We start from the raw sequence: 13,045 nt of genomic DNA, 5'->3' as shown, positions 1-13,045 counted from the left end.
CTAGGCGGATCCGCCCCCCTCGCTCCCCTGTGGGGTGCCCTGGTCGATCACGGCCTGCACCAGCGCGCCGTACCGGGCGACCAGCTGCTCGGACGCGATGGTCGCCTCGTCGAGCTGGCGGTACAGCCGCACCGACACCGACAGTCCCGCGAGCAGCGCGATCACCGTCTCCGCGGTCGCCTGGTCCAGGCGCCGGGCCAGCGGCTCCACGTACGCCTCCCGGACCAGGCGCCGGATCTCCTCGGGATCGGGGGCCGGCAGGAGCAGCACGACGGCGCGGGCGAGGACGTCAGGTTCGGCGGCCGCGCGTCGGCGCAGGATGTCGGCGACGAGGGCGCGCCCGAGCCCGGCCAGCGGCACGTCGACCAGCAGGGGCTGCGGCTCGAAGCGGGTCGAGGCGCGGAAGAGCCCCTCCTTGCTCCCGACCAGTTTCATCACCAGGGACGGGGAGACCTCGGCCTTCGCCGCCACGTCCCGGATGGACACCGCCGAGTACCCCCGCTCGGCGAACAGGCGCCCCGCAGCTTCGATGATCCGGTCGCGCGTGGTCTCAGGCACTCACCATCTCCTTGTCGCCGGCCAGGTCGACGTCGATCGTACGCGCCGCCCCGGTGAGCAGCACCGCGACGGAGGCCGCCTCCGCGCCGGGGATGTCCGCAGCGGTGAGCACGTGCCGGCCGGGCGCCCGCAGCGGGAGGTGGTAGCCGCCGGCACCGTCCGTACGGGTGGTCGACTCCAGTTCTCCGGAGGCCCTGGTCAGGGTGACGAGGGCATCGGCCACCGGCCGACCGGCCCGGGTGACGGTACCGGCCAGCTGCAGGCGCGGGCCGAGTTCGACGGCCAGGTCCTCGGGTCCGGCGACCTCGACGACGGCACTGACCGGCTGCCACCCGTCGGCCGCGGCCACCCGCAGGTACCGACCGGCTCCCGGCAGGGCGACGCGGTAGCTGCCGTCCGGGTCGACCCGGCCCCAGTCGAGCTGTTCGCCGTCGGGGGTCAGCAGGGTCACCACGCCGTGGCGTACGGGGCGTCCGCCGCTGGTCACCGTGCCGGCCCAGACGTGTTCCCGGGCGGCCGTGGTGGCCTTCACCATGCTGCGGGCGCGCGGCAGGAAGACGATGATCAGGGCGGCCACCAGGGCGGCCGCGGCGTCCAGCCAGAAGTTGTAGAGGAAGGCGTCGACCCCGGGCAGGGTGCTGGTGCCGACGGTCATCGTGACGTCGGTCAGCAGGGCCGCCAGCAGGGCCGAGGCGGCGGACGTGCCGACGGACCGCAGCAGCACGTTGAGTCCGTTGGCGGCAGCGGTCTCGGTGATCGGCACCGCGCCCATGATCACCGTCGGGATGGCCGCGTACGCCAGGGCGGTGCCGGCGGAGGCGATCACCGAGCCGAGGATGATGTGCCAGACGTGGTCCATCACGATGATCCGCTGGATGTAGCCGAGGGCGAGCACGACCCCACCGACGATGATCGTGTTGCGGGCGCCGATCCGGCGGACGAGGACCGCGCCGATCGGCGAGAAGACGACCATCGCCAGGCTCGAGGGCACCATCGCCAGCCCGGTGACCAGGATGGACAGCTCGAACCCGTAGCCGGTGGCCCGCGGCAGCTGCAGCAACTGGGTGGTGGACTGCATGTTCCCGAACATCGAGAAGCCCAGCAGCAGGGTCGCCAGGTTGGTCAGCAGCACCGGGCGCCGGACGGCGGTGCGCAGGTCGACCATCGGGTTGGGCGTCCGCAGTTCCCACGGCAGCCAGGCCGCCAACAGCACCACCCCGAGCAGGACGCAGAGCAGGGTCGTGTGGCTCCACCAGCCCCAGTGGCCGCCCTTGGTCACCGCCAGCAGCAGGCTGACCAGCGCCCCCGACAGCAGCACGGCACCGACCAGGTCGAACCGCCCGGGCGTACGTACCGAGGACTCGGGTACGAACAGTGCGACCAGCACGACCAGCACCGCTGCCGCCGCCGCGGAGACCCAGAACAGCGCGTGCCACGAGTAGTGCGCCGTGATCAGGCCGGCCGTCGGCAGGCCCAGCGCCGAGCCGATCCCGATGGTGGAGCTCATCAGCGCGACCCCGCCGCCGACCTTCTCCCGCGGCAGCTCGTCGCGCATGATCGACATCCCGACCGGGGCCAGCCCCGCCGCCAGGCCCTGCAGTGCGCGGCCGGCGACCACCAGGGCAAGGCTGTTGCTCAACGCCCCGAGCACCGACCCGATCCCCATCAGCACCAGGCAGGCCAGCACCATCCGCCGCTTGCCGTACATGTCGGCCAGCTTGGACACGATCGGGGTCGCCACCGCGGAGGTGAGCAGGGTCGCCGTGACCACCCAGGAGACGTTGTCATACCCGGTGCCCAGCAGCTTGGGCAGCTCGGGCAGCAGCGGGATCAGCAGGGTCGGCTGCAGGGCCACCATCACGCCGGTGGCCGCGAGGATCGTGATGAGCAGGGAGTCGGGCGTACGGCGGTCGGTGCGGGTGCGAGGTGCCATGGCGGGGGTCAGCACGTTTCCTTCAGGGGGGTGAACAAGCGTTTACCCCCGGTAGGTTACGCCTCCGGGTGGCGTACGCCACACCGCCGTTCCGCCGCGGCAGGCCCCGTCCAGGGCGGCCGTGGGACAACAGCCTCCGGTTGGGCCGGGGCGCCAGACTGGAGCGGTGGACACCCTGAGCACCTTCCTGGAGCGGATCGCCGCCGTGCAGCCCCTGCCCTCACCGCAGCTCGTGGTGGTGCTCGGGGCCCTGGCCCTGGTCCTGGTCGGCCTCCCGGCACTGTGGCGCCCCACCAGGATGCTGGTCACGATCACCCACGAGGCCGGCCATGCCGTCGTCGCCCGGGTCTGCGGCCGGGAGCTGCACGGGATCCAGCTGCACCACGACACCTCCGGGGTCACCGTCACGCGGGGCCGCCCGAGCGGCCCGGGGATGGTCGCCACCCTGATGGCCGGCTACACCGCCCCCGCAGTGGTCGGCCTGACCGCTGCGGCGATCCTGGGCACCGGCCACGCCACCGCACTGCTGTGGGCGTTCCTGCTGGCGCTGGCGCTGATGCTGCTGGCGATCCGCAACCTCTACGGGCTGCTGGTGATCCTGGTCGTCGGCGGCGGACTCGGTGCCGCGACCTGGTACCTGCCCGTGGAGTGGCAGGGCCTGCTGGCGTACCTGTTGTGCTGGGTGCTGCTGCTGGGTGCCGTACGCCCCACCCTGGAACTGGGCCGGACCCGGGACCGCGGCTCCGACCCCGCCCAGCTGGCCCGCCTGACCCACGTCCCCGCGGTGCTGTGGACATGGCTGTTCGTGGTGGTGGCGCTGGCCGGCCTGGTGGCCGGCGGGCTGGTGCTGTTCCAGGCGTCCGGGGTGCACCTCCGGCTTCCCTTGTAGGCTCGCCCCCATGACTGATATTCCCGAGATCGATCCGCCCGAGGGCCCGGCCCCGTCCGAACTGCAGATCATCGACGAGGTCGTCGGCGAGGGCACCGAGGCGAAGAAGGGTGACGTGGTCGACGTGCACTACGTCGGCGTCGCCTACTCCACCGGCGAGGAGTTCGACTCCTCCTACCGCCGTGCGCAGCCGCTGGCCTTCCAGCTCGGCGTCGGCCAGGTCATCCAGGGCTGGGACCAGGGTGTCCAGGGCATGAAGGTGGGCGGCCGCCGCAAGCTGGTCATCCCGCCCCACCTGGCGTACGGCGACCGCGGCGCCGGTGGCGTCATCGCGCCCGGCGAGACCCTGATCTTCGTCTGCGACCTGGTCAACGTGCGCTGACCCCGACCCGACAACGAGAACGAGGACGACCCCCCGGCGTGCCGGGGGGTCGTCCTGTCAGGTGCGATCGTCGGAGCCGTTCCGGTGGGGCATGGCTCCGGTGGGACGTCAGCTGACCGACACGTGCACGTGGTCGTAGTGGTTGGCGGTCGTGCTGCCGCGGTCCGACATCGGGCGCCAGCCCTCGGAGGAGCGCTGCACGGTCCAGATCTTCTGCTGGTAGATGACCTCGGTCACGCCCAGGCGGGAGGCATTCGCCCGCATGTAGGCGGCGATGGCCAGCCCGCGGTCGCCGGAGATCATGATGTCGATCGCGTTGCCGGTGCCGTGCTCACCCGGGTCACCGGGGCGGGCGCCGCCGTACGCCGAGACGTACGGGAAGTTGATGCAGCTGGCCTCGTAGACCTTCTGGGCGTTCGGGCCGAGCCAGCCGGTCGGGGCCGGGCAGTTGGCCACCGAGCCGGTCGCCTTGGCCGTCGTGGTCTTCGTCGTGGCCTGGGCCGGGGCCTTGGTCGGCGCCTTGGTCGGGGCGGCCGTGGCCTTCGGGCTGCTGCTGGTGGTCGCCTTGCTGGTGGCAGACGCGCTCGCCTTGGCCGTCAGTGAAGGGGCGGGCGACGGCTTCGGGGTGAAGGCGGAACCGCCCAGCTTCTGGGGCTGCGCGCTCGGGGTGCCGGCGCTCGGGGTCGCAGTCGGCATCGCCGAGGCACTGGGGGTCTGGGTGGCGGCCAGCGGGCGCTCCTCGGAGCGGCTGGTGCCTGCCGAGTCACGGTCCGGGAGGGTCGCGGCGGCCGGTACGGCCTGCAGCTGCGGGTCATTGGTGCCGGCCAGGGCGAACGCGGTGCCACCGACGGCGACGGCCGCGGCGATCCCGGGGACGACCAGGCGGACCACTCGTCGCTGGGAGCCGGCCCCGTAACGGTCCTCGGGATCCTCCATCACCGCGTAGGTGGCCCGAGGGGCGTGTGCGCTGGAGGTCACTAGGTGCCGTAGGTGTTGCAGGGGTCCGCGTGCTGCGGCTCGTCGTGCCTGGGTCACGGTCAAAACTTCCGATCCGGGGGGTGCTTCCTGAACGGATCCTAAGTGACGGGACAGAAATATCACAAATTGGTCACGGCGATGTGCCACCGGGGTCTGCCCGGACCCACCCCGAGCCGACCCCTGCTCGCTCCGGACCGGACTCCGAATCGGACCCCGGACCAGGAACCCGACTCAGCCCATCCGGTCGAAGGACTCGGTCAGCACGACAGGTTCGCCGGCCTCGTCACTGGCCCGCAGGTGCACGGTGGCCAGGAACGACCAGTCGTGGTCGCCGGCGGGGTCGTCGACCACCTGGCGCACCTCCCAGACGCCCTCGCGAGGCTTCTCCTCGATCCGCAGCAGCGCCGGACCGCGGGCCGCCGGGCCGTCGTTGAGCGTCTCGTGGTCGTCCCAGTAGTCACCGAGCGCGTTCTCCCAGGCGGCCTCGTTCAGCGGTGCGCGGGTGCCGAGCAACTCTGCGGCGTACGCGTCGAGCCGGGCAAGTTCGGCGAACCGGTCGGCCGCGGCGAGCCGGACCTTCTGGAACATCGCGTTGCGGATCATCACCCTGAACGCCCGGGCGTTGCCGGTGATCGGGCGGGTCGGGGCGATCTGCTCCCCCGCCGCCACCCGCGCGGCGGCCTCGGCGACGGCGTGTGGGTCGGTCAGGGCCTCCCACTCGTCCAGCAGCGAGGAGTCGGTCTGCCGGACCGTCTCGCCCAGCCACTCGAGCAGGTCCTCGGTCTCCTCCGTACGCCGCGCCTCCGGCACGGTCTGGCGCAGGGTGCGGTAGGCGTCGGACAGGTAGCGCAGCAGCAGCCCCTCGCTGCGGGCCACCCCGTAGTGGCTGACGAACTCGGTGAAGGTCTGGCCCCGCTCGTACATGTCACGGACGACGGACTTCGGGGACAGCTGGTCGTGCGAGACCCACGGGTGGGTGTGCGCGAACACCGTCAGCGCGCCCTCCAGCAAGTCGGCGAGCGGGCGCGGCCAGGTGACGTCCTCGATCCGCTCCATCCGCTCCTCGTACTCGATGCCGTCGGCCTTCATCTCGCCGATCGCCTCGCCGCGGGCCTTGTGCTGCTGCTCGTAGAGCACGGCGAACGGGTCGTCGAGGATCGCCTCGATGATGGAGACGGTGTCCAGCACGTACGTCGGGGACTCCGGGTCGAGCAGGTCCAGGGCGGCCAGCGCGAACGGCGCCAGCGGCTGGTTCAGGGCGAAGTCGTCCTGCAGTTCGGGGGCGATCTCGTACGTACGTCCCGAGGCGTCGGCGGCCGGCAGCCGGACCAGGACACCGGACTGGACCAGGCCGCGCCCCAGTCGCAGGGCGCGCCGGACCAGGCGGCGCTTGCCGCGCTCGTCCTCGTGGCAGCCCAGCAGCAGGTCGCGCATGTTGGCGACCGGGTTGCCGCGGCGGGCGACGACGTTGAGGATCATCGCCTCGTTGACGCGCATCCGGGACACCAGCGCCTCGGGCTCGGCCGCCTTGAGCCGCTCGAAGGTCTCCTCGGTCCAGGACACGAAGCCGTCGGGGGCCTTGCGGCGCTGGAACTTGCGGCGCTTCTTCGGGTCGTCGCCGATCCTGGCCAGCGCGCGCTCGTTCTCGATCACGTGCTCGGGGGCCTGGCAGATCACGTGGCCGGAGGTGTCGAACCCGGCCCGCCCGGCGCGCCCGGCGATCTGGTGGAACTCACGCGCCTTCAGCAGCCGGTGCCGGGTGCCGTCGAACTTGGTCAGGCCGGTGAACACGACCGTACGGATCGGCACGTTGATGCCCACCCCGAGGGTGTCGGTGCCGCAGATCACCTTGAGCAGGCCGGCCTGGGCGAGCTGTTCGACCAGCCGGCGGTAGCGCGGCAGCATGCCGGCGTGGTGCACGCCGATGCCTGAGCGGACCAGCTTGGACAGGGTCTTGCCGAAGCCGGTGTGGAACCGGAACGCGCCGATCTCCTCGGCGATCGCGGCCTTCTCCTCCTTGGATGCGAGCTTGGCCGACAGCAGCATCTGGGCGGTCTCCAGTGCCGACTTCTGGGTGAAGTGCACCACGTACGCGGGGGCCTGGTGGGTGCTGACCAGTTCCTCGAGCAGCTCGTGCAGCGGGTCGAGCGACCACGCGTACGTCAGCGGGATCGGCCGTTCGGCGTCGTCGACGACGGCGGTCGGCGTGCCGGTGCGGGCGGTGAGGTCCTCAGCGAAGAAGGAGACGTCGCCCAGGGTGGCCGACATCAGCAGGAACTGGCACTGCGGCAGGCACAGGATCGGCACCTGCCAGGCCCAGCCACGGTCCGGCTCGGCGTAGAAGTGGAACTCGTCCATCACGACCTGGCTGATGTCCGCCCACTTGCCCTCGCGCAGCGCGATGTTCGCCAGCACCTCGGCGGTGCAGGCGATGATCGGGGCATCGGGGTTGACCGAGGCGTCGCCGGTGAGCATGCCGACGTTCTCGGCGCCGAAGATCTCGCACAGCGCGAAGAACTTCTCGCTGACCAGGGCCTTGATCGGGGCGGTGTAGAAGCTCACGCCGTCCCGGGCCAGCGCCGCGAACTGCGCCGCGGTCGCGACCAGGGTCTTGCCCGAGCCCGTCGGGGTGGCGAGGATGACGTTGTTGCCCGAGAAGAGCTCGATCGCCGCCTCGTCCTGGTGGGGGTAGAGGTCGATTCCGCGGTCGTTCGCCCATCCCGTGAAGGCCTCGTAGAGGGAATCGGGATCGGGGCTTGCGGGAATCACGTCGGTGAGCATCATCACCGGCATTCTCGCAGGTCGGACAACCCTCGGGCGCCATGGTTCGGGAAGGCGGGCAGCACGCACGGTGCGACTGGCCCCTGATCCGTGAAACCATGGACAGGACCACTTGACGACCTGGGAAGGGATCGATGCGACCGACACTGCGCCAGCTGGGTGTTTCGCTGGCAGCCATCGGCGTCGTGGCCTCCGGTGTGACAGCTTCGGCAGTGCCCGCCCTCGCCGACCCTCCGCACAAGACCAATCCCTCCTCGACGAACGAGTCGTCGAAGAACTATTCCCCACCTGCGCCGTCGACGACGTACGTCCAGCCCAGCTCCCCCGCGCCGTCCGGGACGACCAGCACGTCGTCGTCCTCGCCGCAGGCCTCGACGAGCGTGGCACCGCAGTCGCCCTCGCCCTCGAAGTCGGTGACCCCGTCGGCGTCCTCCTCCTCGACGCCATCAGCATCCTCGTCCGCCTCACCCTCACCGGCCGCCTCGACCTCGGCCCTGCCGGTGATCGAGCTGCCGCAGCAGTCCAGCACGCCCTCGCCTCGCGCGGTCGGGGACCGTACGGCGGGCGGCCCCGCGCCGATGCCCACGTTCACGCTGCCCCCGGGCTTCGCCGCCACGAAGGTGGAGGCGTTCGAGAACGAGCGGCCCGCTCCGCGCGGCCCGTTGGCCCGGCTGCTGCCCAGTACCGGTGGCCCGTGGCTCCCGGTGGGTGTGGTCGGCCTCGTCGCGGTGGGTGCCGGCGCGTTCCTGCTGCTGCGTCGCCGCTGAGGTTCGGGCTGATGGCGTGGCACATCCGCGCCGCGACTGCGCCAACTCGCCCAGAGGCCCGGCCAACCCGCCCCACGCCCGGGGATCAGCGGGACTGGCCCGCCTCGAACTTGCGCAACCGCATCGAGTTGGTGACCACGAACACCGACGACAGTGACATCGCCAGCCCCGAGATCAGTGGGTTCAGCAGCCCGGCCGCGGCCAGCGGGATCGCCGCCACGTTGTAGGCGAACGCCCAGACCAGGTTGCCCCGGATCGTACGCAGCGTGCGGCGCGACAGGGCGATCGAGTCGGGAACCACCTGCAGGTTCTTGCGGACCAGGATGATGTCGGCGGACTTCATCGCCACGTCGGTGCCGGTCACGACGGCCAGTCCGAGGTTGGCGGTGGCCAGCGCCGCCGCGTCGTTGATCCCGTCGCCCACCATGGCGACGCGTCGACCGGCCGCCTGGAGGCGTTCGATGGTGGCGACCTTGTCGGTCGGCAGCACCCCGGCGATCACCTCGTCGACCCCGACGCTGTCGCCGACAGCCCGGGCGGCGCGCTCGTGGTCGCCGGTGAGCAGGACCGTATGCAATCCCATCGCCCGCAGCCGCGCCACGGCCTCGGCTGCGGAGTCCTTGATCCGGTCGGAGACGACCAGGGCACCGGCGACGCGTCCGCCGATGGCGAGCACGACCCCCGTACGTCCCTCGTCAGCGGCGGCCTCGAGGGCCCGGGCGATGTCGTCGGGCACGATGGCACCGATCTGTGCCATCAGCTCCGGCGTGCCGATCATCACCTCCTCGGTGCTCTCGCCCCCTGGGACCGCGTCCCCGGAGCGGACCAGCAGACCCCGGGCGCCCTGGCCGGGCAGCGCGGCGGCCTCGGTGACGACGTACGCGTCGCCCGCGTCGTACGCGTCGCCCGCGTCGTACGCGTCGCCCGCGTCGTACGCGCCGCCCGCGTCGTACGCGCCGCCCGCGTCGTACGCGCCGCCCGCGTCGCTGCGGACGTTGTCGCCAGCTGCGGACGTTCCAGCATCCGCAGCTGGCGACAACGTCCGCAACTGGGCACCCAGGCCAGGAACTGCCAGCCCGCGAGCATCGGCGGCGTCGGTGACGGCACGGGCGATCGGGTGCTCGGAGCGGCGCTCGATCGCCGCGGCCACCGCGAGTACGGCGTCCTCGTCTGCCAACGGTCCATCGGCGGCGACGACCGTACGTTCCAGCGCCATCCGGCCGGTGGTCAGCGTGCCGGTCTTGTCCAGCACGACGGTGTCGATCCGCCCGCTGGCCTCCAGGGCGTCCGGTCCCTTGATCAGGATCCCGAGCTGGCCGCCGCGGCCCACGCCGACCATCAGTGCGGTCGGGGTGGCCAGTCCCAGCGCGCACGGGCAGGCGATGATCAGTACCGACAGGGCGGCGCTGAACGATGTCCGGGCCCCGGCGCCGGAGAGGAACCAGCCGGCCAGGGTGAGCAGTGCGATCCCGATCACGACCGGCACGAACACCCCGACGACCTTGTCGACCAGGGTCTGCACGCTGGCCTTGCGGGCCTGGGCCTGCTCGGCGGTCGCTGCCATCTGCGCCAGCTGGGTGTGCGCGCCGACCCGGCTGGCCTCGATGATCAGCGCGCCGGTGGTGTTGATGGTGCCGCCCAGGACGGTGTCCCCCTCGGCGACCTGCTCGGGGACCGGCTCGCCGGTCATCATCGAGGTGTCGACCGCCGAGTTCCCGACGACGACGTCGCCGTCGGTGGCGATCCGTTCGCCGGGACGGACCAGGAAGCGGTCCCCGACCCGCAGGTCGCCCAGCGGGATGACCTCTTCGCGGCCGTCCCGGATCGCCCGGACCGTACGCGGAGCCAGGTCGGCCAGCGCACTGAGGACGCTGCGTGCCGAGCGCTTGGAGCGGGCCTCGAAGTAGCGTCCCGCCAGCAGGAAGGTGGTGACCGCGGAGGCCACCTCCAGGTACAGCGTGTCGGCCCCGGACGGCGTGATGCCGTAGCCGACCCAGTACCCCTCACGGTCCGGCGACCCGAGGATGATCGAGATGAGTGACCAGGTGAACGCGGACAGCACGCCCAGCGACACCAGGGTGTCCATGCTGGTCGAGCCGTGCCGCAGGTTGCGCCACGCCGCCTTGTGGAAGGGCAGTGCGGCCCAGAAGACGACCGGCAGCGACAGCAGCACGAGCAGCCATTCCCAGCCGGGGAAGCGCATCTGCGGGGCCAGCGCCAGCACGATGGCGATGTCGCCCAGCGGCACGGTCAGCAGGGCGGCCACGACCAGCCGGTTGCGCAGCATCCGGACCCGGTCCTCGGCGCCGGTCGACTCCTCGTCGTCGGTGACCTCGGTGGCGCCGTACCCGGCCTTCTCCACGGTGGCGATCGCGTCGGCGGCCCGCTCGGGGGCCAGGCCGGTGACGACGGCGCGCTCGGTGGCGTAGTTGACGGTGGCGCGTACGCCCTCCATCTTGTTCAGCTTCTTCTCGATCCGGTTCGCGCACGCGGCGCAGGTCATCCCGGAGATGTCGAGCTCGATGCGCTGGTCCAGGCCGGCGTACGTGGGCACCGAGAGGATGGGCGCACCTGCGGTCACGCCGGCCGGACCAGTGCTGGCCGGATCGGTGGTGGCCGGATCGGTGGTGGCCGGATCGGTGGTGGTCACCGTCGGAGCCTCCGCTCCTCGAGCTTGCGTTCCTGGTCGCGCGCCGACAGCTCCTGCAGCATCGCGTTGTAGGCGTCGTACGAGTCGTCCAGGCCGCTGTCCTGCGCCCGGTCGAGGCGGACCGCGTCGCGGCTGTCGGCCTGGAACCACTGGAGCGCCAGCGCGATGATCACGATCAGCAGCGGCACCTCGCCGACGATCCAGGTGATCTGGCCGGCGATCACCTGGTCGGCCAGCAGGTCCGGGATCCAGCGGATGTCGATGGCCTGGTAGAAGGTCGCCCCGAGCACGTGCTCGGCCTGCAGGATCATCACCGCGAACATGGCGTGGAAGGGCATCACGCCGATCACCAGAGCGAGCCGACCCATGTGAGGCAGGTTGGTCCACTTGTCGATCCCGATGACCAGGTCGAAGAACAGGTAGCCGGTGACCATGAAGTAGAGCAGCATCAGCTGGTGCGCCCAGTGGTAGCGCATCAGCCACGGGAACAGCGGGGTCATGTAGACCAGGAAGAGCGAGCTGACGTACAGCACCCACACGACCAGCGGGTTGAGGACCTTGCGCAGCGAGGTGGCGCCGTGCAGCTCGACGGTCACCTCGCGCGGGCCGGGCATCTGGCCGTGCCGGCGGATCCGCGCGGCCGCCTGCAGCAGGGTGACCGGGGCGCCGAGCAGGCACAGGACGGGGACCAGCATGTTCACCGTCATGTGCACCAGCATGTGCCACGAGTACGCGACGGTGGAGTACTCCCACAGGCCCGAGGTGGCCAGGAAGAGCACCAGTACCCAGCCGAGGGTCCAGAAGAGGGTCCGTACGATCGGCCAGTGGTCGCCCTTGGCATGGACCTTGCGCAGTCCCCAGTAGTAGGAGGCGAGCGCGATCACGGCCAGGCCGATCCACAACAGGTTCGGCCGGCCCAGGGAGGCGAGCCGGGCCGCGGTGGCCGGGATGTCGACCTGGTAGCCCAGGTAGTTCACCTGGATCGACTGCGGGATCAGGAACCGCGGCGGCGGCAGGTGGTTCTCGGCCGTGCGGAGCGCCGCGTACGCGACCATGAGCAGGACGTCGCGCAACGCCGAGCGGGCCGCGACCACCGGGGTCGTACGGGCCGGGTCGGCCTCGCCGCGGACCTGGCGCCACACCCAGCTCAGCGCGAGCAGCGCGAAGGTGACGTAGAAGCCGATCGTGGCCCAGCCGTACGCCCCGGCGAACGGGGACCGCCCGGCGAGCTGCTGCCAGGCGATCACGGTGTGGCCGGCGGCGGCCACCACGAGCAGCAGCGGGACGGCCTTCTGGTAGCGGCGCAGCCGGTTCACGGCGGTGGTCACACTGTCCGGGGCGGTGACGTCGTTGGCCCGCAGGACCACGGCGACCGCGGCGCCGGCCAGCGGGGCCCAGGCAAGCGACACCCAGATCGAGGCGTCCGTCGCCCAGTCGTGGTTCAGGCCGACGCTGACGTTGCCGGCCGACGCGACGAACGCCGTCGACACGGTGGCGGCCAGGAACAACAGCACGTATGCCGGGTAGCGGTTGGATCGGTACGCGACCACGACGGTGGCCAGCGCGACCAGGGCACTGACGAACCAGGCGAGTGCGGCCGGGGTGCTGGAGATGAAGTCGAACCAGGACGCGGGGGTGAGGGTGTAGGCCAGCGGGACGCCGTTGACGTACGCGGCGTTGGCCGCCGACAGCAGCAGCGAGCTCCACAGCCAGATCTGGGCGGAACGGCCGACCCAGCGACGGATCCGCTTCCCGACGGGGGTGAGCTGGTGGTGGGGGCCGATCGGGGTGAAGCCGATGATCGCCATCAGGCCACCGAGGGTGGCCAGCACCGCGAGCCGCGCGACGACGTCGGCGATGCCGGAGACGTACCCGGTGAAGGGGTCGGTCTCGGGGCGGGCCGGCAGCGGGGGTTGGCCGGCGAGGTAGCCCATCACCGACCAGACGCCGATCACGGCCAGGACGGCGACGACCCCGATCGTGGCCTTCGCGGCCCGGCCCAACGGGACCGGCGCGACGGGCACCTGCGGGCGTGTGATGGGGTGAGAACCTGGCACATCCACTCTTTCTGCTTGCACTGACGACTCAGGCTACCTCGCACCACCAG

10 protein-coding genes are annotated in these 13,045 nt (G+C 71.5%); 3 read left to right on the top strand and 7 right to left on the bottom strand.

What is annotated here, in order from left to right:
* On the bottom strand, nucleotides 1-558 hold the full coding sequence (locus tag GA0111570_RS04600) for a TetR/AcrR family transcriptional regulator (RefSeq protein WP_092606945.1): 558 nt from the start codon (nucleotides 556-558) through the stop codon (nucleotides 1-3).
* Nucleotides 551-2,506 carry an MFS transporter gene (locus tag GA0111570_RS04595; RefSeq protein WP_217634012.1) on the bottom strand — a complete coding sequence of 652 codons (1,956 nt, stop codon included), beginning with the start codon at nucleotides 2,504-2,506 and terminating at the stop codon, nucleotides 551-553. The genes GA0111570_RS04600 and GA0111570_RS04595 overlap by 8 nt, the downstream gene beginning before the upstream one ends.
* A gap of 151 nt (nucleotides 2,507-2,657) precedes the next feature.
* On the opposite strand from GA0111570_RS04595, the gene GA0111570_RS04590 reads away from it, so the two are divergent.
* Both GA0111570_RS04590 and GA0111570_RS04585 read left to right on the top strand, forming a co-directional pair.
* On the top strand, nucleotides 2,658-3,380 hold the full coding sequence (locus GA0111570_RS04590) for a M50 family metallopeptidase (protein WP_092606942.1): 723 nt from the start codon (nucleotides 2,658-2,660) through the stop codon (nucleotides 3,378-3,380).
* A gap of 10 nt (nucleotides 3,381-3,390) precedes the next feature.
* On the top strand, nucleotides 3,391-3,762 hold the full coding sequence (locus tag GA0111570_RS04585) for an FKBP-type peptidyl-prolyl cis-trans isomerase (RefSeq protein WP_092606939.1): 372 nt from the start codon (nucleotides 3,391-3,393) through the stop codon (nucleotides 3,760-3,762).
* A 108-nt stretch (nucleotides 3,763-3,870) separates the two neighbouring features.
* Here the strand turns inward: GA0111570_RS04585 and GA0111570_RS04580 are convergent, their stop codons facing one another.
* From GA0111570_RS04580 to GA0111570_RS04570, 3 genes are all read right to left on the bottom strand, one after another.
* Nucleotides 3,871-4,740 (bottom strand): VldE C-terminal domain-containing protein, encoded by an 870-nt coding sequence (locus tag GA0111570_RS04580; protein WP_092606936.1) that lies wholly within the window; start codon nucleotides 4,738-4,740, stop codon nucleotides 3,871-3,873.
* A 231-nt stretch (nucleotides 4,741-4,971) separates the two neighbouring features.
* On the bottom strand, nucleotides 4,972-7,524 hold the full coding sequence (locus GA0111570_RS04575) for a DEAD/DEAH box helicase (protein WP_092607167.1): 2,553 nt from the start codon (nucleotides 7,522-7,524) through the stop codon (nucleotides 4,972-4,974).
* Between the two features lie 274 nt (nucleotides 7,525-7,798).
* The gene (locus GA0111570_RS04570; protein ID WP_139283142.1) at nucleotides 7,799-8,113 is read right to left on the bottom strand and encodes a hypothetical protein; all 315 of its coding nucleotides are present in this window, start codon (nucleotides 8,111-8,113) and stop codon (nucleotides 7,799-7,801) included.
* On the opposite strand from GA0111570_RS04570, the gene GA0111570_RS04565 reads away from it, so the two are divergent.
* Nucleotides 8,100-8,288, top strand: a complete 189-nt coding sequence (locus tag GA0111570_RS04565) for an LPXTG cell wall anchor domain-containing protein (protein ID WP_092606931.1) — start codon at nucleotides 8,100-8,102, stop codon at nucleotides 8,286-8,288. The genes GA0111570_RS04570 and GA0111570_RS04565 overlap by 14 nt on opposite strands.
* An 85-nt stretch (nucleotides 8,289-8,373) precedes the next feature.
* Here the strand turns inward: GA0111570_RS04565 and GA0111570_RS04560 are convergent, their stop codons facing one another.
* Together GA0111570_RS04560 and GA0111570_RS04555 are read right to left on the bottom strand one after the other, a co-directional pair.
* A complete protein-coding gene (locus GA0111570_RS04560) occupies nucleotides 8,374-10,869 on the bottom strand; it encodes a heavy metal translocating P-type ATPase (protein WP_425438607.1) in 2,496 nt (831 codons plus the stop codon).
* 65 nt (nucleotides 10,870-10,934) lie between these two features.
* Nucleotides 10,935-12,962 carry a cytochrome c oxidase assembly protein gene (locus GA0111570_RS04555; protein WP_092606928.1) on the bottom strand — a complete coding sequence of 676 codons (2,028 nt, stop codon included), beginning with the start codon at nucleotides 12,960-12,962 and terminating at the stop codon, nucleotides 10,935-10,937.
* Between the last annotated feature and the right edge of the window lie 83 nt (nucleotides 12,963-13,045).

The organism is Raineyella antarctica, assembly GCF_900092135.1.
Lineage (GTDB): Bacteria > Actinomycetota > Actinomycetes > Propionibacteriales > Propionibacteriaceae > Raineyella > Raineyella antarctica.
The sequence above is the reverse complement of the archived record's forward strand: the minus strand, read 5'-3'. Positions and strand labels throughout refer to the sequence as shown.

Bases quoted from the DNA above. Each gene is read 5' to 3' on its own strand.
- GA0111570_RS04585 (WP_092606939.1), top strand. From the start codon at position 3,391: ATGACTGATATTCCCGAGATCGATCCGCCCGAGGGCCCGGCCCCGTCC.
- GA0111570_RS04575 (WP_092607167.1), bottom strand. From the start codon at position 7,524: ATGATGCTCACCGACGTGATTCCCGCAAGCCCCGATCCCGATTCCCTC.
- GA0111570_RS04565 (WP_092606931.1), top strand. From the start codon at position 8,100: ATGCCCACGTTCACGCTGCCCCCGGGCTTCGCCGCCACGAAGGTGGAG.